At 62.6% G+C, this 21408-nt stretch carries 17 protein-coding genes and 1 pseudogene; 2 read left to right on the forward strand and 16 right to left on the reverse strand.

Annotation, left to right across the window (positions count from 1 at the left end; all coding sequences use genetic code 11):
* The first annotated feature begins 28 nt into the window (after positions 1–28).
* Complete coding sequence (locus tag BN2475_RS19315; protein ID WP_143325819.1) at positions 29–571, forward strand: lipase family protein; 543 nt, start codon at positions 29–31, stop codon at positions 569–571.
* Between the two features lie 141 nt (positions 572–712).
* Here BN2475_RS19315 and BN2475_RS19320 read toward each other — a convergent pair whose 3' ends face one another.
* The 11 genes from BN2475_RS19320 to BN2475_RS19375 all read right to left on the reverse strand — a co-directional run bounded on the left by BN2475_RS19320 (position 713) and on the right by BN2475_RS19375 (position 15212).
* Complete coding sequence (locus BN2475_RS19320) at positions 713–1432, reverse strand: class II aldolase/adducin family protein (protein WP_094781104.1); 720 nt, start codon at positions 1430–1432, stop codon at positions 713–715.
* Positions 1429–2505, reverse strand: coding sequence for an S-methyl-5-thioribose-1-phosphate isomerase (gene mtnA, locus BN2475_RS19325; RefSeq protein ID WP_094781105.1), 1077 nt, complete (start codon positions 2503–2505; stop codon positions 1429–1431). Before mtnA ends, BN2475_RS19320 begins: the two co-directional genes overlap by 4 nt.
* Positions 2506–2560: 55 nt before the next feature.
* Entirely contained in the window at positions 2561–3844 is a 1284-nt protein-coding gene (gene mtnK, locus BN2475_RS19330) for an S-methyl-5-thioribose kinase (RefSeq protein WP_094781106.1), read from the reverse strand.
* Positions 3845–5201: 1357 nt separating this feature from the next.
* Positions 5202–5357 carry a hypothetical protein gene (locus tag BN2475_RS34295; protein ID WP_159444578.1) on the reverse strand — a complete coding sequence of 52 codons (156 nt, stop codon included), beginning with the start codon at positions 5355–5357 and terminating at the stop codon, positions 5202–5204.
* Positions 5358–5509: 152 nt separating this feature from the next.
* The gene (ilvB, locus tag BN2475_RS19345; RefSeq protein WP_094781109.1) at positions 5510–7375 is read right to left on the reverse strand and encodes a biosynthetic-type acetolactate synthase large subunit; all 1866 of its coding nucleotides are present in this window, start codon (positions 7373–7375) and stop codon (positions 5510–5512) included.
* A 79-nt stretch (positions 7376–7454) separates the two neighbouring features.
* Complete coding sequence (locus BN2475_RS19350; RefSeq protein ID WP_245841411.1) at positions 7455–8702, reverse strand: MFS transporter; 1248 nt, start codon at positions 8700–8702, stop codon at positions 7455–7457.
* A gap of 211 nt (positions 8703–8913) precedes the next feature.
* Entirely contained in the window at positions 8914–10437 is a 1524-nt protein-coding gene (locus BN2475_RS19355; RefSeq protein WP_094781111.1) for an efflux transporter outer membrane subunit, read from the reverse strand.
* Positions 10434–11507, reverse strand: coding sequence for an HlyD family secretion protein (locus BN2475_RS19360; RefSeq protein WP_094781112.1), 1074 nt, complete (start codon positions 11505–11507; stop codon positions 10434–10436). The genes BN2475_RS19355 and BN2475_RS19360 overlap by 4 nt, the downstream gene beginning before the upstream one ends.
* Before the next feature lie 12 nt (positions 11508–11519).
* A complete protein-coding gene (locus BN2475_RS19365) occupies positions 11520–13142 on the reverse strand; it encodes an MFS transporter (protein ID WP_094781113.1) in 1623 nt (540 codons plus the stop codon).
* 530 nt (positions 13143–13672) lie between these two features.
* Positions 13673–14254, reverse strand: a complete 582-nt coding sequence (mug, locus tag BN2475_RS19370; protein WP_094781114.1) for a G/U mismatch-specific DNA glycosylase — start codon at positions 14252–14254, stop codon at positions 13673–13675.
* Positions 14241–15212: a GlxA family transcriptional regulator gene (locus BN2475_RS19375; protein ID WP_094781115.1), complete on the reverse strand. Its 972-nt coding sequence runs from the start codon at positions 15210–15212 to the stop codon at positions 14241–14243. Before BN2475_RS19375 ends, mug begins: the two co-directional genes overlap by 14 nt.
* Positions 15213–15685: 473 nt before the next feature.
* On the opposite strand from BN2475_RS19375, the gene BN2475_RS19385 reads away from it, so the two are divergent.
* Entirely contained in the window at positions 15686–15985 is a 300-nt protein-coding gene (locus BN2475_RS19385; RefSeq protein ID WP_094781116.1) for an ArsR/SmtB family transcription factor, read from the forward strand.
* Positions 15986–16117: 132 nt separating this feature from the next.
* Here the strand turns inward: BN2475_RS19385 and BN2475_RS19390 are convergent, their stop codons facing one another.
* From BN2475_RS19390 to pcaF, 5 genes and pseudogenes are all read right to left on the reverse strand, one after another.
* Positions 16118–16381 carry a hypothetical protein gene (locus BN2475_RS19390; RefSeq protein ID WP_094781117.1) on the reverse strand — a complete coding sequence of 88 codons (264 nt, stop codon included), beginning with the start codon at positions 16379–16381 and terminating at the stop codon, positions 16118–16120.
* Between the two features lie 273 nt (positions 16382–16654).
* Positions 16655–17077: pseudogene (locus BN2475_RS19400) on the reverse strand (enoyl-CoA hydratase-related protein); the annotation flags it as partial.
* Between the two features lie 14 nt (positions 17078–17091).
* The gene (gene paaK / locus BN2475_RS19405; RefSeq protein WP_094781119.1) at positions 17092–18417 is read right to left on the reverse strand and encodes a phenylacetate--CoA ligase PaaK; all 1326 of its coding nucleotides are present in this window, start codon (positions 18415–18417) and stop codon (positions 17092–17094) included.
* A 37-nt stretch (positions 18418–18454) separates the two neighbouring features.
* Positions 18455–20014 (reverse strand): 3-hydroxyacyl-CoA dehydrogenase PaaH, encoded by a 1560-nt coding sequence (gene paaH, locus BN2475_RS19410; protein WP_094781120.1) that lies wholly within the window; start codon positions 20012–20014, stop codon positions 18455–18457.
* A gap of 14 nt (positions 20015–20028) precedes the next feature.
* The gene (gene pcaF / locus BN2475_RS19415; RefSeq protein ID WP_094781121.1) at positions 20029–21231 is read right to left on the reverse strand and encodes a 3-oxoadipyl-CoA thiolase; all 1203 of its coding nucleotides are present in this window, start codon (positions 21229–21231) and stop codon (positions 20029–20031) included.
* Positions 21232–21408: the final 177 nt, after the last annotated feature.

The following is a 21408-nucleotide window of genomic DNA, read 5'->3' on the forward strand; positions in this document are numbered from 1 at the left end:
TGTACTCGTTCCGGCCTCGCAGGCGAGCGTGCTCGATCAACGAGGGCGCTTTCGCGAGATCTACTGTGCGGTGCTGGACTCGCATGGCCGTGACTTGTCCGACTGCAGGCCATGCGACGACGCCCTGACCCGCGTGGGTCACGAACCGGCCGGCAATGGCAAGCCTGTCGATCTGGGCCCGTCGAGGCACGGGCTTGTCGCCGCAATCGTGCCGGGCATCGGGTACGACTGTTTCGAAAACTGGTTGAATCCGGCGGGCACGGTCGCCCTCCATTTGCGCCGTTTCGGCTATGACGCGATGCTGCTTCCGGTCGATGCGCTATCGAGTTCGACTCACAACGCGCGCCAGATACGCGACGAGGTGATGGCCATGCCCGAACAATCCGGCGCACCACGCCTCGTGCTGATCGGTTACTCGAAGGGCTCCCCCGACATCCTCGAGGCGCTGGTCGAGTATCCGGAAATCCGTTCCCGCGTGGCGGCCATGGTCAGCGCAGCCGGCGCAGTGGGAGGCTCGCCGCTGGCCATGCGATCCATTCAGCAGCAGCAACGAGCGGCAACCCACCGTTAGACGCTAGCCAAGGCTAGCAAAGTGTGCATGCGAGTCTGACCAGTCGTAGTGGGTGCATGCCGAAGCCCGTGCCCAATTCGAGGCGGGATGAGAAGCGAGCCTCCCGCTGCGGTCACCCGTGTGCCCTGTATCTCCGTTTGATCATTTGCGCAGGCCGTAGCCCTTGAACTTCTCGATGACCTCGTCCATCTGCGCGTCCGACAGCAGCGGTGGCTCGCCAAGCTGGCACGCGAGCAGGTATTGCTTCGCCAGCACCTCGACTTCGTTCGCGAGCCACAGGGCCCGAGCGAGATCGCGCCCCAGTGCAATCACACCGTGATGCGCGAGCAGGCACGCGAGCCGGTCGCGCAGCGCTTCCAGCGCATGATCGGAGAGCGCCTGGCCGCCGAAGGTCGCATACGGCGCGCAGCGAATCGAATTACCGCCCGCCGCGGCCACCATGTAGTGATGCGCAGGAATGCCGCGGCCGTGGATCGCCAGTGCCGTCGCCGCATTCGAATGCGTATGGACAACCGCGCTCACATCGGGCCGCGCACGCAGGATGTCACGATGAAAGCGCCACTCCGAAGACGGGCCGTGCGCCTCGAAGAGCGGATCGTCCTCGCGCACATCGAGCGGCATCCAGACAATACGATCGCGCGTGAGCGCCGCGCACGGCACACCACTCGGCGTGATCAGGAGCCCGTCACGCCAGCGCACACTGACGTTACCCGAGGTCCCCTGATTGATGTCGAGGCGTTCCATCTCAAGAACGGCATCAACGATCTGCTGACGCAATTCGGCTTCGGCCCGCGCGTCGTGCGCACGCGCCGCCGCTTCGCCTGCACGGCACTGGCTGACTCCCTCGTTCGTGTCGCTCATGCGTCCTCTCCCTTCGCGAAGAGCGCCGCCAGATTCGCTTCGAACGGCGCACGCACGATGCCCAGCTCCGTCACGATGCCCGTGACGAGCGCATGCGGCGTCACGTCGAACGCCGGATTGCGCACCTGTATGCCCTTGGGGGCGATACGCCGGCCCGCGAACTGCGCCACTTCGTCGGCGCCGCGCTCTTCGATCACGATGTCCGCGCCCCATGCGGTGCGCAGATCCAGCGTGGACGAAGGACACGCCACGTAGAACGGAATGCCAAAGTGCTTCGCCGCGATCGCCACGCCGAGCGTGCCGACCTTGTTGGCGACGTCGCCGTTCGCGACCACGCGGTCGGTGCCGACGATCACGAGATCGATGAGCCCCTGCGCCATCAGCGTGGGTGCCATGCTGTCGGTGATCAGGGTGACGTCGAGCCCGGCCTGCTGCAGCTCGTACGCGGTGAGCCGGGCGCCTTGGAGGAGCGGACGCGTCTCGTCCGCATAGACGCGGAAGGATTCGCCGTCGCGATGCGCGCAATAGAGCGGCGCGGTCGCGGTGCCGATGCCCGTCGTCGCGAGCGCACCCGCATTGCAATGCGTGAGTACGCCGCTGCCGGCCGCAATCAGCGCACGCCCCTGTTCGCCGATCCGCGCGCACAGTTCGATATCCTCGCGATGAATGCGCATTGCCTCGGCAACGAGCGCGGCGTAGAGCTCTGTGCTCGTCTGGGCCGCAACGCCACGCGCGTGCGCGCGCATCCGCTCGAGCGCCCAGCGCAAATTCACTGCTGTCGGCCGCGCGCTGTCCAGATAGGCGGCGTGATGTTCGAGCCGCGCGAGGAACGCGTCGCGCGATGCCTGCCGCTCTTGCTGCATCGCCACGCACAGACCGTACGCCGCCGCAACGCCGATTGCGGGCGCGCCCCGCACGCGCAACTCATGTATCGCTCGCCACACCGCATCGACACTGTCGGCCGCCTCGACGACGCACACCTGCGGCAGACGCGTCTGGTCGAGCAGATAAAGGGTGTCGTCGTGCCACTCGATGGTGGGTGGCAGACTCGAATTGAGTGGCTGCAAAGCCATAGGATCTCCGTCGATTCCGGTAAGCCGGACCATGCCGCTTAGGCGGCGGATTGTTTCAGTTACGCGGGCTCGCGCAGAGGTCCACCGTCTGCGCGAGCACCTGAGCGGCAAGCGCGGTGACCGCTTCGATCGAAGCCAGTTCGCCCCGCTGTACGAGAAGCGCTTCGGCCAGGCGCAGGCAGCGCACTTCCACGCTTGCGCGCACCGCTTCGTCCTTGATCGTGGTGATCTCCGCGACCTTCGCCATGCCGACGATGCGTCGGATCATCTTGCAGCCCGCGAAGCCTAGCGTATCCGCAAGGAGCCGCCGCATGAATTCTTCGCGGAACGCATCGGCCGCGCACGAGTCGGCGGGTCCGCCGATCCAGGCACGGCCAGCCTCGCGCTCGTGCATGCGCCAGAGCTGCGCGAACTTCTGCGCAAAGCCGTTCCACACCGCTTCGACCTGCTCGAGCAGCCAGCGCTGAAACGCGATCGGTTCACGGCCGGCCATGCGATCGTGCCAGTCCAGCGAATAATACGCGAGCAGCAGGTTCGCAATGAACGCGCCGGTGTCGAAGCCCATCGGCCCGTAGAACGCGAACTCGGGGTCGATCACGTACGTCTCGTGCTCGTTCGCCATGATTGAGCCCGTATGCAGGTCGCCGTGCACGAGCGTCTCCGCATGGTTCATGAACGCCCATTTCATCTCGGCTGCCGCGCGGCGCAGCGGCTGATTCGTGCGCAGCCGCTCGATTGCGGCCGCAGGCAGCGCAGCGTTGTACACATTCGATGCGTGATCTTCGAACGGATACGTGAAAACAAGATCCTCCGTAATCCTGCACAACTCCGTGTTGATGCCGCCGCTTGCCGCCGCCTTCTTCGCCTCGGGCGAAAGATACAGGTCGGAACCGTGAAAGAGCGTGCGCGCGAGAAAGGTCGAGATGTGATCGGCAAGGTGCGGATAGACGATGCCCTCGGTCAACCCCTGGCGCAACACACGATGTGAGGCGAGCCGCTGCATCACAATGAGGTACTTTTCGCTGTCCGCGTGATAGACGCTCGGCACGTGCTGTGGGCACAACGTCCCGTAGCGGCGCAACGCCGCCACTTCGCGCTCCATGCGCTCGCGCGGCAAGGGCCAGGCTTCGCCCACGAGCCGCAGGAACGGCGGCGCCTGCTTGACGACGACGCTGCGCCGCGGGTCGCGCACGCTGCTCACGAAATAGACGTAGTTCAGGTTGCCATCGCCCACTTCGACGACCTGCAGTTCGCTGTCGTCGCCGAGCCGTGCATTGACGGCTGGAATACCCCTCAGGTATTCCGCCAGTTCGGAAGAGCTGAACGCCTCGAAGTGCATAGTTTTTTCGTCCGGAAAGTGGACCCGCGGGCCCGTCTGACTCGTTCGCGTGCGACATCGAACCTGAAGGTGCTGACGTTGTGGTAGTCGTTGCTGTAGCAGACCGCGCGTCCATTGTCATGGAAATCCATTTCGTCGATCAGCAGAAAGAGAACGAGGCTCTCCTACAGCTCCGGCAAGTCGCGCCGCGCACACGCTCCAGCCGCACGCAGGGATCGCCTTGGCGAGACCGAGCCTCTGCGGGAGACTCGCGGAAGCTACCATCGTCTTCACCTGCAGACGGTTCGTGGAAGGCCCCGCGCCGACGCTCCGGATCATGTCCGTCACGGACATCAGATCATCAAGGCCGCCTTGCAGCTTCAGCGCGATCTGTCTGACGACGGCGCACTTGCCATGCACGCGCGTGGGCAAGCCGTGGGGAATCATACGCTCAGGCGCGTGGTTGCCATTGGTGGCTATGTTGAGCGTCAATTTACATTAGACGTCTGATGTTATTGTCTCGTGGATTTCCCCTAGTTGTGGTGCAGCGTCGTGATTGTCAGGGAGGCTCCATCGCCCGTCAGTTGGCGTTCGCCATCGAGCGATACTTCTCTTTCAAAGCCAATGACGTCTCACGACCGGTTGCACCCGCTGAGGTATGCCGGAACAAAGCTGCGGCCGGCGCAGGGCGAATGTTTTCGGCTATTGATTTTTCGTCACCGGGGCTAAACGCGTACAGTCGGCCCACTCGGAACTCGGCGATTCACCGGATTTCCGATCCAAACCGGCAGCATGACATCGCAAAGGAAGTAGAGCCGTTCAGGCGCGCTCCGACCTGCAGAAACCCTCCCGGATAATTGCTGTGTCCGAACCAGGGCACCCCGACATCCGCCCAGCTATCCCCAGGATTAACCTGGATGATTCGGCCGCCGTTTGTGTGGTGGGCGGATCCGCTGCAGCCGGACCCGCTCGGGTATTCCTCTACCCAGACTTGCAGTTGCGCGGCAGATTGGGTTCGATAGTTTATTCTCGCGCCGACAAGGGCCCGCTGCTCATTCGCCAGGCTAGCCGCGGGGGGACATCGCACATTCGAGATCCACACGTCTGCAAGTGCCGGGGTGACCGCGAGCGCTACACAGGTCGAAATGACCCAGCGGAAAAAGCTACTGTGGTTGCTCATGGTGACCTCCTTGCAAAATCGGCGCACGCACGCGTCTCGATGATTCGAGGCCGTGCGCATCGGTGTCTTCCAACTCAACACACACGAACGGTGGTTCGTGAATACGGATGGCAATGGAAATACAGGTTGGTTCTCGAGCGCGATCGTGCGATCGGTCATGCATGTTGCTGATGCATTGAAACCCATCGCTTGCGCGCTTCATTGCTTCGAGGTTCCGGAGGCGGGCTGCAGCGTTTTCGCAGCGGCAATCGTCTGCACAAGTGTGCCCGTGCCCTGTTCGTTCGCTTTTCCTCCTGAACCAATAACGATTTTCCCGCGAACGAATTGAAAAAAGCCACGCAGCGACTTTTTCAACAGTACCCGTCCGAAGTGGCCGTTGTTCCAACAGTAGCGCTCAAGGCAGTTTCGGGTCGCCTGGAGGCATCCCCTCGCCTGTATGCTGACATCGGCACCGGTCGTGTCGCGAGCGACCGTTAAGCGACCCAAAGCCTGTTCATACACTGAATCTAGAACATGTCCGATGCCGCTTGATGCGCTGCATGCCTGCCGCCAGGTTCGCGCTCATCGCGAGACGGTATGAAAGGCCCGGTAATCATGTCCGAAAAACTTTGTCCCGGCCCGACCATCGGAAACACATCGGCGTTCTGGTCGATCATGACTTCGAGGAAAGCCGGTCCCGCGAATTCGATGAATGCCCTCAGTTTCTGTTCGAGCTCGGCGCGCGATTCGACACGCTGCGCGAACTCGAAACCGTCGGCCTGTGCCGCCATCACAAAGTCTTTCCGATGAAGCGACTTGTCGCTCACGCACAACCGTCCGTCGTAAAAGAGACGCTGCCACTGCCGGATCATTCCGTCACCGACGTTGTTGAGCAGCAGCACTTTTACCGGTACGCGATACGTGGTTGCCGTCTCGAGATCGCCGATATTCATGCGCACACTGCCATCACCATCGATGTCGATCACGAGCGCATCCGGGCGGCCCATCTGCGCGCCGATCGCGGCGGGCAGCCCAAAGCCCATCGTACCCATGCTGCCCGAGCTCAGGAAGCTGCGTGGTTCGACGAAGTCGAAGAACTGCGCAGCCCACATCTGGTGCTGGCCGACGCCAGTGGTCACGATGGCCCGCCCGCCAGTGATCTCGCTGAGCTTTTCGACGACGAACTGTGGCTGGATCAGCGGGCTGTTGCGGTCGTAGTTCATACCGTAGCGCCGCTTCAGTTCCCTGATGTTATCGAGCCACATCGACGGAGCCTCGACATGCGCATCGTGCTTCATCAACGACAGTAAGGTATCCTTCGCATCGCCCACATGGCTCCAGTGCGCCCGTTTCACCTTGTTGATTTCCGCCTCATCGATATCGATGTGCGCGACGTGGCGCGCTCGCGGCGCAAAGGCATGCGGGCGACCGCCTGCGACCCGGTCGTCGAACCGTGCGCCCACCGCAATCAGAAAATCGCAATCTTCCACTGCGTAGTTTGCGCACGCTGCCCCATGCATGCCGAGCATGCCGAGGCCCAGCTCGTGTTTCACCGAAATCGTGCCGAGACCCATCAGCGTGTTCACCACGGGAATCCGATAACGTTCGCCAAACTGGCGCAGCTCGTCGGTCGCATCGGCCGTGATGACGCCGCCGCCGACGTACAACAGAGGACGCCTGCTTTGGGCGAGCAGAGCGAAGAATTCGCTGCGCTTGCTGTCTTCGAGACGCGCGCCTTTGGCCACCTTGCGAAGACGCTCCGAGTAACCCCGAAACGCAAGCGTGCCGGCCCCCTGCCACATGAGCGTCGAGTTCTGGATGTCTTTCGGCACGTCCACGACAACGGGGCCGGGACGCCCGCTGCGCGCGACTTCGAATGCGGTGCGCAGCGTCTGTTCCAGCTTGTCCGGATCGGTGACGAGAAACACCTGCTTCGCGCACGCCGACATGATGTTGAACACCGGCGCCTCCTGGAACGCATCGCTGCCAATCGCGGCGCGCGGCACCTGTCCGCAGATGAGGACGACCGGGACCGAATCGCCATTGCAGTCGGCGATCGGCGTCACTGCGTTCGTCGCTCCCGGTCCGGACGTGACCATGAATACGCCCACTTTTCCGCTCGCACGCGCATAGCCCGCGGCCATGAACCCGGCGCTCTGTTCGTTGGCGGGCACGACGAGATTGATCTGCCGCCCGGGCTCGTCCGCATGCAGCTCGTTGAAACGGAACACCGCGTCGTAGGTCGGCAGGATCGCGCCGCCGCTATAGCCGAACACGGTGTCGACGCCCTGTTCGCTGAGCACGCGCAAGATGATATCGGCACCCGACATCGATTCACCGGACAGCGGTGCTCGCTGAATTTTCGGTAGGGCAATTTTCGGGTTTTGGGTCATACCTGACTCCCATGGAAACGGGTGCCGATGCTATCGGCGCTCAGAACAAACGACGATTTCCGGCATCCCCAGACTCACCTCAATCCGGGCTTGCCGCGACCCGGACCGCCGTGTGGCGAGGCGCGCCGACCCAGTGAATCGCGGCAGCGAGAATGCCCAGCGCAATACCGAACGCGACGATGCCAGTCCAGCCGAAGCGGGTCATCAACCAGCCGCTGAGCGTCGCACCGACCGCGCCGCCGAAAAAGGTCGCCGTCATATAGAGGCTATTGATGCGACCCTGCGCTTTCGGATCGACTGCGAACGCACGCGTCTGATTGGATACGAGACCGGACTGCACGCCGATGTCGAGCACGATCACGCCCACGATCAACAGCGTCAGCGAAGTCGCGGCGCCGGACAGAAGCACGTACGCGAGCGTGACGATGCCGATACTTGCACCGATCACCTTGCGGAATCCGACGCGGTCGGTCGCATTGCCGCCGAGTGAAGCGGCAAAGGCGCCGGCCGCGCCGATAATGCCGAAGCCGCCCGCCCACGCGCTGCCGAGATGCCAGGGTCCGCTCGCGAGAAGCGCGGCGAGATTGACCCAGAACGCGTTGAAACAGGCCCACAGCAATGCCTGGATAAGCATCGATTCGCGGATCGGCCGATTGTCCCGCGCGAGCGGCCACAGCGAAGCGAGCAGGCGCCAATACGAGAGGTTGGTCGACGGCACGCCGCGCGGCAGCAGCGATGCGGCGGCCATCCAGACCGGCACCATGAAGGCCGCTTCGGCGCCGTACACCGCGCGCCATCCATACGCCGCGCCGATCACGCCGGCGATCGTACGACCGGTCAGGATGCCGACCATGATCCCGCTCACGACGGTCCCGACGTTACGCCCGCGCTCGCTCGGCAACGACATGACGGCGGCAAACGGCACCAGCTGCTGCGGAACGCAGCTCACGATGCCAAGACCAAACGACGCCGCGACGAGCGCCCAGATGCCGGGTGCAAAGGCCGCCGCCACGCCGAACACGAAGGCGAGCGCGATCTGGATCAGCACCAGCTTGCGGCGGTCGAAGCGGTCGCCGAGCGGCAACAGCAACGCGAGCCCGGTCGAAAAACCGAGCAGCGCCGCGGCGGCGACGAGATCGACCGTCGTCACGTTGACGCGCAGGCTCGCGGCGATCAACGGCAGGATTGGCTGCGTGCAGTAGATGTTGGTGATCACCGCTCCGGCGATGATCGCCATCATGACGATCTTGCCGCGCGATGCGACCGCGGGCGTAGCGGGACTATCGGTCGAGGTGATTGAGTTGGTTGAGGTAGTTGAGCCGCGCACGGCAATCTCCTTGTTGGTGATTCACTCCGGCATCTGCAGAGTCCCGCGTCACAGCACGCATCAACTCGGGTGGCTGGTCATGTTTGTGACTTTCCCGCCAGCATCGGCACATCAATCGCCGACGAGAACAGTCTACGTTTTATGGCTTTGCGAGAATGGGCTAGCTGCGTCGCTTTGGGGACATTTCTGGCTCGTTTCAGGCCATCGCGAGCTACCGGCCGTAGGTCGACTCCCAACCCCCACCCAGCGCTTTACAGAGCGTGATCAAATTCGTCGCGGCGGTGGCTTTGCTTTTCTGGAGATTGCTCTGCGCTTCGAGCAATTGCCTCTGCACATTCAGCACGTCGAGATAGTCGAGCGCGCCCCCCTTGTAGCGTTCCCGCGCGACCGCGAGCGCTCGCTCGTTCATGCTGACGGCAGTGACGAGCCGATCGCGGCGACGTTGTTCGGCATCGTAGGTGACGAGCGCGTCGTCCACTTCGCGCCACGCATGCAGCACCGTCTGCCTGTAGACGATCGCGGCTTCCTGTTGTTGTGCCTCACGCAGGGCAAGCGTGCCCTTCAGACGGCCGCCTTCGAATATCGGCAGCGTAATCGAAGGCCCAACGACGAACTGCCCGGACGCCCAACTGCCGAGGTTCGACAATTGAAGACTCTGAAAGCCCGCGCTGCCGTTCAGCGTGATGCGTGGATAGAAATCGGCCTTCGCGACGCCGATCGTCGCGGTAGCCGCGTGCAGTTCCGCCTCCGCCTTGCGGATATCCGGCCGGCGCTGCACGAGCTCGGACGGAAAACCGATCGGTACCTGCGCGGGCAGCACCGGCACCTCGCGCGGTTCGGCAAGCGTCTGCCGCAGCGCGCCGGGTTGCTGGCCGAGCAGCAGCCCGACCGCGTTGATCGTCGTGTCGCGGTGCGACTCCAGCGTGGGAATCAGGCTTTCGATGTTCTCCACCTGCGCCGCAGCGTTCGACACGTCGAGATCCGTCGTCACGCCTTCATGCGCGCGAACCCGTGTGAGCTTCAGCACATCGTTGGCGATCTCGAGGTTTTGTATCGTGATCTGCAGCAGATCCTGTGTGTCGCGCAACTCGATATAGTCCCGCGCCAGCTCCGCGCGCACGCTCAACAGCACCGCATTGCGGTCCTCGTATGAGGCTTCGGAAAGCGCGGTCGCCGCTTCGACGCTGCGTCGCACGTGGCCCCACAGATCGATCTCCCACGACGCATCGAAACCGGCCTGATACAGGTTGTAGGCCGGCGAGCCCGCGGAGCCCGGCAACGGGGCCACGCCGAGCGGCGCACTACCGGAAGCCGATTGGGGCTGGCTTTGCGTCGGCGTGACGCCGAGCAGCGACAGGATGCCGTTTTCGCTGCCGCGTTCGCGGTTGTACGACGCGGCGCCGTCGAGCGTCGGATATTCGGCCGCGCCGGCCACGCGGCGCTCGGCACGGCTCTGCAGCAAACGCGCGGAGGCCGCCGCCACGTCGAGGTTTGCGTCGGCCAGCTGCTGTTCCAGATCGTTCAATACCGGATCGTTGAACAGCGTCCACCAATCCGGACCGAACTGAGCTTCCACGGCTTTGCTCGGCGACTGCGCGGCTTGCGTTCGGTCGAAGACCTGCGGCGTGGCCGTCTGCGGACGTGCGAAATTGGGACCCACCGTGCACCCCGTCATCGCGACGCAAGTCAGAACCGCCGCGACGATCGCGCGGACAGAGTATTGGCTCGCGTTCATTGCCTTTCCGCTCCCTCGGCCGTCGCTTGTCCGCTGCGGCCCATCGCCACTTCCGCTTCGACCGAGAGCCCCACGCTCAATACCGGTGCCGCCGCCTGCCCGCGATCGATCGTGATCTTCACAGGCACACGCTGCACGATCTTCGTGAAGTTGCCTGTTGCGTTGTCGGGCGCGATCGGCGCGAAGCTCACGCCCGTCGCCGGCGCGAGGCTATCGATACGGCCGCGGATCACGACGCCGGGCAGGCTGTCCACCGTCACGCGCACGCTTTCACCCGGTCGCATGTTGGTGATCTGGCTCTCCTGAAAGTTGGCGATCACATATGCATCCGACAGCGGGACGATTGCCAGAACCGGCGCGCCGGGCGTCACGAACGCGCCAACCCGGGCGGAACGGCGGCCAACCTTGCCGTCGACCGGCGCGCGGATCTCCGTATAGGACAGGTTGAGCTTCGCCTGCTCGAGCGCCGCCTCGGCGTGTTCGAGTGCGCCCGAGGCCTTGTCGCGCTGCGTGCGCAGCACGTCCAGGTTCTGCTCGGTGGCCGTCAACGCAGCCTGGTCGTGCGACTGCTGCGCGAGCTGCTGCGCGAGCGTGCTCGATGCCCGTTGCTGTTCCTGCGCCGTGCCCGCGCCGGCGTCGGAAAGATTCTGGTAGCGCGCCGCGTTGGCCCGCGCAAAACCGATCGATGCGTCGTCGGAGCGCAGCGTGGCGCGCGCCTGTTCGACCAGCGACGGCTGACGCGCGATCTGCGCCTCGAAGTTCGCAACCGACGCCTTCGCCGCGACCACTTCCGCCTCGGCGCTCATCAATGCGGCGCGAAAGTCGCGGTCATCGATGCGCACGAGCAGTTGGCCCGCTTTCACGTCCTCGTTGTCATTGACCAATACGCCCGTGATCTGCCCTGGGACTCGTGGCGCAACGAGCGTGAAGTCCGCGGTGACGTAGGCGTCGTTCGTGGATTCCGAATTCGGGCTGACAAAGAGCCTCGTGCACGCCCATGCAGCCAGGCCGACGACGATGACTGCGGCTATGCGAAAGATTTTCAACGGGGATGGAGTGGTGGATGACATGGGATTCGTTTTTCAATGCGAAGAGGACGGCGTAGTGCTCCACGGCGGATAGATGCGCACCGGCAGCACGGGAACCAGCAGAAGAAGCGCGACGGCAACGCACGCCATCACGCGATACAGATCGGCGGAAGTCAGCACGATTGCCTGCTCGTGAATCCGGTGCGCGAGCTGATTCAGACCGTAGGCCGCATCGACGCCCTGGTTCGCCACCAGTGCGCGGTTTCCCAGTTGGTCGACCAGCATGCTCGAATGAAAATGCTCGCGCACGGTCCCCACCCCTTCGATGAGCCCGGTTGCCAGCGCCGCGGAAAACGTCTTGACCGTATTGAACATCGCCGAAGCGAACGGACCGTCGGTGGGCGGCAGACCCGTCGTCACACCCATCAGGATCGACATGATCACCATCGGCTGCGCGATGATCTGCAACGCTTGCAGCAGGTAGAAGTTGTCGCGAATCCATTCGGACGTCATGAAGCTTCCCATCGCGCACGTCGCGAACATCAGCGCAAGACCCGTCGCGATCACCCAGCGGTGATCGGCGCGGCGCGTATTCAGCAGAGCGGCCGTCAACGGCAGCGTGATCAACAGCGGGACGGCCAGCAACAGCGACAGCGGCGCCGTCTGCAGCGGCCTGTATGTATGGACTCTCATGAGATACTGGCCCGGTATCGCCGCAATGCCGACCAGCAGGATCACCGTGCCGAGCAAGGTTGAAAGTCCATGCGTGAAATTCCTGCGCGCAAGCAGTTGAAGCTTGAAAAACGGCGCAGGCTGAAACCATTCGTTGACCAGGAATGCGATGAGCAGCAGCGCCCCCGCGCAGAACATCACGCGAATGAACTCCGAATTGGACCAGTCGAGTCGATCGCCTTGCAAAAGAGCGGTCACGAGCATCGCGACAGCGGGAAACCCGGTCACGAAGCCGATCCAGTTGAACGAGCGAAACCGCTCGAGCTTCACGGGATCCGCGGGAAGCCCCTGCTGAATCGCAACGCAGCACAACACGCCGAGCGGAATGATCTGCCAGAACGCCATGCGCCAGCTGACGAACTCGGTCCACAACGCGGCGAGCGGCGTGCCGAGGGCCGGCCCGAAGGTCGCCGTCAGCGCATATCCGGCGAGGCCATACAGCTTCAGATCGGGCGGTAGATAGCGCAGCGCCACGATGATCAGCATCGGCGGAAGACATCCGCCCGCGATTCCCTGCAGGATGCGCAACATATAGAGCGTCGGCAAATTCGGCGCAAACGGGCACAGCAAGCCGAAGAACATCGTCGCGAGCACGGCGCCGATCGTGAATCGCTTCAGCGTGAACGTGATGCCGAACCATGGAGCAAACACCATCGTCGCGACGTTCGCTGCTTCGAACAGCGCAGTAAGCCAGGTGCCATCGTCATGTCCAATCAGAAACGCGCCCTGGATATCGGCCATCGCGGCGGCAGTGACCTGCTCGTTGAGGATCGCCAGTAACGACGCGAACAACATGCCGACGAGCCCGACCGCAATGCGCGCCGTAAAAGTCACCCGCGCGGGAGCCGGCTGGGCCGGCGCCGCTATCACGCGCAACAGACCCTGCTCCAGCGATTGTGGGACACTCGGCGCTTGCGTTGCAGTCGTCATAGAGTTCGTGGTCATAGGAATCAGATACTCATGCTGAGCCAGGCATTGCTTGCGGAAGACATTTCGACCGCTGTCGCTTAGTTAGCTGTACTGGTCGATGTGGATAGTCGGCCATTGGCTCACCGCTGTTTGCTGCTGTTCAGCAAGTGCTTTATTGTCAGAGATGAACCCGATTTCTTAAAGCTTCGGCTTGTCGGGTTTTGGGCCATCCAATACGAAAATTTTGCCAGGCCGCGCTGTGTTCACCGGTTGCGCGCGGCGAGCCGGGCATCGACGCAACAGTGCGCCGCGACAAACCGGAGTGGTTCGTCACGGGCCATTTATGCGCTGTTTTGAGTGAATCGAAACGCTGACGCGCGACCAGCCGAACCAGGCTGCCTGGAATCGACCCGTATGTGTTCTGGCCGAAGCGACAGACTCGGCTTAGGGAGGCTCGAAGAGCTACGCTGCGCGAGAACACCCACCTTCGATGTGCGAACGAGGTGACACCCGAAGGCCAGTGCGCGCAGATTAAAGGCAACAAAGCGCACGGCAACGACGCTCGCCTAGTCGAGGTTCGATGACTCCGCCGCAATACTGAGTTCGCGATAGGCAATCACGAGTGCATCGAGGCTGAACGACCGGTTCAGGCCGCTTGGGTTTGGCAGGACCCAAGCGCGTGCGCCGCCAAAATCACGGGCTTGCAAGCCCCATTCGATATTGCGCTGGCCGGACATTTCGCAGAGCGCCACCTTGCCAAGAAACGCTATGAACCTCGGCGCATAGTGTCGAATTTTCAGTTCGAACTGCGCCGCGGCGGCTTGAATCTCCGCCTTCGACAATTGATCCGCACGTGCCGTGGGACGTGAGACGGCGGTAGTCAGACCACACGCATGGTTCAACAATTGCCGGTCGTTCTCGGGGCAAAACTCCTCGTTCGTGAAGCCGGCACGATGGAGAACCTTCCAGAACCGGTTACCCCTGCCTGCAAAGTGGCGCCCCATCGACGCCGCGCACAAACCCGGGTTGATGCCACAGAAGACTATCGACAAGCCGGGCTGGATGATGTCGGGAAGGGACTGCGCCGAATCGTCGTTCGTCACCGATGACACGCCCGCCAGCTCCGCGATGCAATCATGGTTGCGCACTCGCCTCCCCTCTGAATCGCATCCGATATTGCTTCGGCGTGACGTTGAGCCGCCGCGAGAAAGTCGTGCGCATATGCGTGGCGTTGTGAAAACCGCATTTGAACGCGACCGTCTTGAGCGGAGCATCGGAACCCTCGAGCAGTTTCCTCGCCGTGTCGACGCGCACCTGTTCGACGAATACCGAAGGCGTCACTTTCGCGTGCTTCGCGAATACCCGCGACAACGTGCGACGGCTCACCGAGGCCGCGCTCGCCAGCTCTTCTATCGACAGCGTACCGGTTATATGCTCGCTAACATATCGATAGACCTTGTTCAGTATCGGATCCTCGTCCTTGCCCGCGCCGATATACGGGCTGTACTGGGATTGACCGCCTTCGCGCTGGATATACACGACCAGACGCTTCGCGACCCGCACCGCCAGCTCGTGCCCCCAGTCCTCGGCGACCAGCGACAAACACAGATCGATGCCCGCGGTCACGCCGGCCGACGTGAACAGTCGCCCATCGCGAACGAAGATCCTGTCCGGCTGCACGTTGGCGTGCGGAAATTCGTTGGACAGCCGATTCGCGTCCGACCAGTGCGTCGTGACCTCCTTCCCATCGAGCAGCCCCGCATGTGCGAGCACGAATGCGCCATTGCACACGGAGCCGAAGCGGCTCGCGCTGCGCGCCTGATTCTGCAACCACGTCAGGAATTCATTCGACGGCTGGGCGTCGGGCAACTGCGGCCCTCCCGCTATCAGCAGCAGGTCCCATTGAATCTCACGGTCGGCATAGCCAAACGAAACCGCCAGCTGCATTCCATTCGAGCAGGTCACGGTGCCCGCCTCGCGTCCGACGAGCGTGACGTCGTAGCGTTGATGCGCGGAAAGAAACGTATTCGCCTCGGCGAACACATCGAGTGGGCCTGCTACATCCAGCGCCTGCACACCATCGAATACAACAATGGCGACTTTCATGCCGTGACCTTCATGGTGGTAACTCTCTTTGCGTGGGTGCGCCCGGTCGGCGCCGGATCGATGCGAAGCCGACCGGACACGCCGCGTCCCAACGAAGCCGTGGCGCAGCTTACCGCATCACCGGCAGCTCGTGCCGTCAGTCTTTGGAAAAAGTAATTTGTCTGGGCGTAACAAATCTCTGGCTGAAATGACACGCAGCGGGTGATACGACAGTACCACCTACGTGGCCCAAAACGGCCACAAATTGGCAGGCGAGCGCACCATCCGTGCATATCCGCCACAGCATCGATTAACTAGACTGTGTACACGATTGCGGCTGGGTGCCAACCTGTACTCGTCGGGCGGCGCGAGTGCCGGCATTCACCTTGCGCTGTCGCTCGTGCGAGAAGACCTTGGCGAGCATGCCGCAGGAAAGATTGCCACAGCGTTGTTGACGCCGCCGGCTCGCAGCGCCACACCCGCACGGGGACTTGATGATAGACACGAATCTGATTCACAAGGCTCTCGCGAACCCGCTCCGGCGTGACATCCTCGCCTGGTTGAGAGCCCCCGTCGTGGCCTTTCCGGAAGGCCATGTCGACCTTGGCCGCGGCGTCGCCGTGCACGCAATACAGGCGCGCAGCGGTCTATCGCAGTCGACGGTATCAGTGCATATCGCCGTGCTCGTCGAAGCGGGACTGCTGGTTTCGACGCGAGTCGGACAATGGATCTTCCTCTCGCGCAATGAGGAAGTGATACGTACGTTTGCGCAGCAGATTTGCCTGCATTTGTAGAAATGCTGCACTGTAAGGCCGATCTATCGCTGGACGCCGCCTCGTCGTGCTCGATTTACAGGTGCCAGGCGTCAATGCGCGTTACAGCCTGTATTCACCCGCGTGATTGCATAGGTGACTGACGGATTGCATTCAGCACAATGCGGCGCCCGTCACCCACGACATTGTTCCGAGGCGCTCGGCGATCGTTTGCACCATTTCACGGGGCGCACGCGAGAACGAGACCGTGAGATCGGCGCATTTGTGCTGCTCATCGGTGGTGATCGTAACGCTTTCGATATCCCGCGCGACTGGCATGAGTACCTGCCAAACGGCGGCAACCCTCATTTCGTGAAGATCCGCGCGAACGTTGAGACGCTGGCGGTCGGTCGCCGCCACTTGCGCGTCGGTTGTCATTCTTTCTATTCTCCAAATTTTTCTATTGCTTTCTCATGCTGCTCCCCAGTCCGAGTCGCACCTCCACGTCTTGCCACGCGCGAACTCCGGCGCCGACCCTTTCGCGGGTACGGCGCGTACCACCAGTCGAGGTGATGGAGATTGCGCAGCAAACGTGCCCGGTGCCATTCACGACAATAGTGAGCGATCGCCATCGGCAGCGCGACGGCAAGGGCAGCCCCGCCGATGGCTAGCCCCAACCATGTTTCGCTCATCCATGCTCCTGGAGTGTAAGCGCGCCTCACTGACCGAGTATCGGGCCTGGTCGCTTGCAATCACGATGTCACATGCAGCGCACAAACCTACCCCGCCACCAAATGCATGCCCCTGCACGCGAGCAATAGTGGGTCTCGGGCACCGGCGAATCGCCTGCATCATCCGTGCAAATCGCCGCGCATCTTCCAGATTCCCGGCCGGGCCATTCTGGCTGGCGCGTCGCATCCACTACAGATCGGCGCCCGCACAGAATGCCCGCCCCTGCGAGCGCAGCACCACCACGCGAACGTCGTTTCGCATGTCGAGCCCCTCGTACACCAGCGTGAGCTCTGCAATCATGGTTTCGTCAAACGCGTTCAACACCTCTTCGCGCGCAGGCCGCACCGTTGCAATTCCGCGAGTATCGACATCAATCGAAACCGTACTAAAGACTTCCGCCACGTCCCGTTCCTCGCTCACAGGCTCGAGCCGCGCAGATCGATGACCCGTTTCGCCTTTCCAGTGCCGCTCACTGGAATATGTCCGGCAAGCGCAACCGAAACCGCCGTTGACACGCCAACCATCGTCTTGATTCGATGCTGCAGTTCGCGCGCAAGCGCCGCCCGATCGTGGTCACTCAGCGACTCGCTGACTTCTGGCCGGGCCTCGACGCACACTGCCAGCGAATCCAGATGCCCTTCGCGTTTGACCGTCAGTTGATACTGCGGGCTCAGCTTGGGGATCGCGAGAATGAGTTCTTCAATCTGGCTCGGAAACACGTTGACGCCTCGAATGATCAGCATGTCATCCGAGCGTCCGGTAATCTTGGCCAGCCGGCGCATCGTTCGGGAGGTGGGTGGCAACAGCGACGTGAGATCGCGGGTTCGATACCGGATGACCGGCATCGCTTCCTTCGTGAGCGACGTGAAGACCAGCTCGCCCTCGCTGCCATCCGGGAGCACGTCACCAGTAACCGGGTCGATGATTTCCGGGTAGAAATGGTCTTCCCAGATCACCGGACCGTCCTTGCTTTCGATGCACTCCGACGCGACGCCAGGGCCCATCACTTCGGAGAGGCCGTAAATGTCGACCGCATCGATTCCCGCCCGCGTTTCGATTTCGCTACGCATGGCCTGGGTCCACGGCTCGCCGCCGAAGATGCCCACCTTCAGCGACGACTCGGCCGGATTCATACCCCGCCGCACCATCTCGTCGATCAGGTTCAGCATGTAGGATGGCGTGACCAGAATGATCGAGGGTTCGAAGTCCTGGATCAACTGAACCTGCTTTTCCGTCTGGCCGCCGGACATCGGCACGACCATGCAGCCGAGGCGCTCCGCGCCATAGTGAATTCCCAACCCGCCCGTGAACAGGCCATAGCCGAACGCGTTGTGCAGTGTGTCGCCGCGACGGCCGCCGGCCGCCCGGATCGACCGCGCGACGATGTCCGCCCAGGTATCGATGTCGCGCGCCGTGTAGCCTACGACCGTCGGTTTGCCGGTCGTTCCGCTCGATGCATGCACACGCACCACCTGGTCGCGCGGCACGGCGAAGAGGCCAAACGGATAGTTGTCGCGCAGGTCCTTCTTCGACATGGTCGGAAACTTTGCCAGGTCGGAGAGTTCCTTCAGATCATCCGGATGCACTCCGGCAGCATCAAACGCGCGCCGATAATGCGGTACGTTGTCGTAGGCATGTCGGACCGACCATTTGAGACGCGTCAGTTGCAGGGCCTGCAGCTCATCGCGGCTGGCACGTTCGATCGGCTCGAGTTCGTCAGATTGAGGATTGCGTTGGACCACGGAAGTCTCCAGAGATATGAAAGGGGTTGGGTTCGGGTCAGGCCGCCCTGTCGACGGCATCGTGTGCATGCCATGAGGCACGCGACCAGGAAAGTGCAGCAAGTAGCGGCGAGACACGGTACCGGTCTTCACCATAGTGCGCGCAGAGATTCTTCAGTACCGTATTGAAGAGCGTGACGCCTGCCTCATCCGCCCACTTCAGCGGGCCTACCGGGTAGTTGACGCCCTTTTCCATCGCCAGATCGAGATCCGCTGCCGTGCACACGCCCTGATTGACTGCATCCGCGGCCTCATTCACCAGCATCGCAACGGTCCGCATGACGATCATGCCGGCCACATCAGCCACCGGCACGACCGAGTACCCCGCTGCCTGCATGGCTCCGACCACAGCCGCGTAGGCCGAATCGCTGCATTGTCTTGCGCGGGCAAGCGCGACTGTGCTGCTGCCGGCATAGTCGAGCGCGAGGTCGACGAGAACGACGTTATCGTGCTCCATGTCGTAGGCGCATTGCGTTGCCGTCCGCCCGTCTGTCAGTCGCAGCACGGCATCGTCGATCTGGGCGACCGCACCATCCGTGCGCTCCATTTCGGGCATCGCCGTAGTAACGAGATCGGCATTCAGCAGCCTTTGTTGAAGCCGCATGATCACCCCGGACTGCGGAAACAATCTGACTTCTCGTGGAGCGTCCGTTGGCGGCGCAATGCGCGCGCTCTGGCGCGTGGCGTTCGGACCATATTCGTAAAAGCCGCGGCCCGATTTCCGGCCCAGAAAGCCTGCATTGACCAGTTCCTGCTGGATCAATGACGGCGCAAACCGGGGATCGTTGAAATACGCACGAAATACCGATTCGGTCACGGCAAAATTGACGTCGTGCCCGATCAGGTCCATCAGTTCAAACGGCCCCATCCTGAAGCCGCCGGCCTCGCGCATCACCTCATCGATCGACGCGACATCGGCGGCCTGCTCGTTGAGAAGTCGCAGACCTTCCGCGTAAAACGGACGTGCCACGCGGTTCACGATGAATCCCGGCGTCGACCGGGCGTAGACAGGCGTCTTGCCCCAGGCGGCGGCCGTCTCGTAGACGGCTTTCGCGACGTCTGCCGAGGTGGCCAGACCACTGACGACTTCGACCAGCGCCATCACGGGCGCCGGATTGAAGAAGTGCATGCCTACGAGCCGTGACGGGATCTTCAGCGTTGCGCCGATCGCCGTGACGGAGATGGATGAGGTGTTCGTCGCCAGGATGCACGTCTTCGCGACGTGCTCTTCGAGTTCGGCAAAAATCTTGCGCTTCACGTCCAGCCGTTCGGCGACGGCCTCGATGACGAGCTGCGCGTCGCGCAACTCCGCCAGTTGGTGAACCGCAATCAGCCTTTCCTGCGCGTGCGCGGCAGCCGTTGCGTCAAGCCGACCTTTCTCGACGAGCCTGGCAAGATTCGCCGCGATGCCGGTAATGGCCTTTGCGACCGTAGCCGCGTCGATATCGAACAGAGCGACTTGGTGTCCCGCGAGCGCGGCCACCTGGGCGATGCCCACGCCCATCGCGCCTGCACCGATGATGCCGACGATAGTAGAGGTCTTCAATGCGTTCGACATTCTCGTTACCCCGCTCAAACGCGCTCGATCGCAATCGCGATGCCTTGTCCAACGCCAATGCACATCGTGCAAAGCGCGAAGCGTCCCTTGCGGCGTTCGAGTTCGTACGTTGCGGTGGTGATCAACCGGGCGCCAGAAGCGCCGAGGGGATGGCCCAACGCGATGGCGCCGCCGTTCGGATTGACCCGCGGATCGTCTTCTGCAACGCCGAGCCGGCGCAACACCGCGATACCTTGCGAGGCGAAGGCCTCGTTCAGTTCGATCACATCGAACTGGTCGAGCGTCATGCCGAGGCGTGCAAGCAGCTTCTCGGTTGCCGGCGCGGGCCCGATCCCCATGATGCGCGGCTCGACACCTGCCGTGGCCATGCCCATGATGCGTGCGCGCGGCGTCAGATGGTGGCGCTTCGCTGCCTCTTCACCTGCAATCAACAGCGCGCACGCGCCATCATTGACGCCCGACGCGTTACCCGCCGTTACGGTTCCATCAGCGCGCACGACGCCCTTGAGTTTTGCAAGCGCCTCGAGCGACGTCTCGCGCGGATGTTCGTCGCGATCGACAACAACGGGCTCGCCCTTCTTTTGAGGAATATGCACAGCCGTGATTTCCTGCGCCAGCGTGCCGTCCGCCTGGGCCCGCGCAGCGCGTTGCTGGCTACGAACGGCAAAGCGGTCTTGCGCGTCGCGGTCCACGCCAAAATCGACGGCCACGTTCTCGGCCGTTTCCGGCATGGAATCAACGCCATACTGGCTGCGCATCAGGGAATTGACGAAGCGCCAGCCTATCGTCGTGTCATGGATCTCAGCGGAGCGCGAGAACGCCGCCGCCGACTTCCCGACCACAAACGGTGCGCGGGTCATGCTTTCCACGCCCCCGGCGATGTAGAAGTCCCCGTCGCCCGCCCTGATGGCGCGCGCTGCGCTGCCCACCGCGTCCATCCCGGAGCCGCACAGCCGGTTGATCGTGGACCCGGGGACGTCGATCGGCAATCCCGCCAGCAAAGCGGACATGCGTGCGACGTTGCGATTGTCCTCGCCGGCCTGGTTGGCGCAGCCATACAGAACGTCTGCGACCTGCTGCCAGTCCACCGATGGATTTCGCTGCATCAGCGCCCGAATCGGCACTGCACCCAGGTCGTCTGCGCGAACATCCTTCAGTACACCTGCATAACGGCCAAATGGAGTGCGAATGGCATCACAAATAAAGGCTTCGGTCATGGTATTTCCCGGTAATGATAGTGAGCGATCGAGGTTCCGGATCCGCAACAGAACTGCGCGGTCCGGTCAGACATGTGCAGGTTCGCGCGACGGAACGTGACGCCGGCTTTGGACCACACGGAACCGATTGGCGACGAAAGTGGACCGGTGATGCTTATCGTTCGTCGTAACTGACGA

The organism is Paraburkholderia ribeironis, assembly GCF_900019265.1.
Classification (GTDB): Bacteria; Pseudomonadota; Gammaproteobacteria; order Burkholderiales; family Burkholderiaceae; genus Paraburkholderia; species Paraburkholderia ribeironis.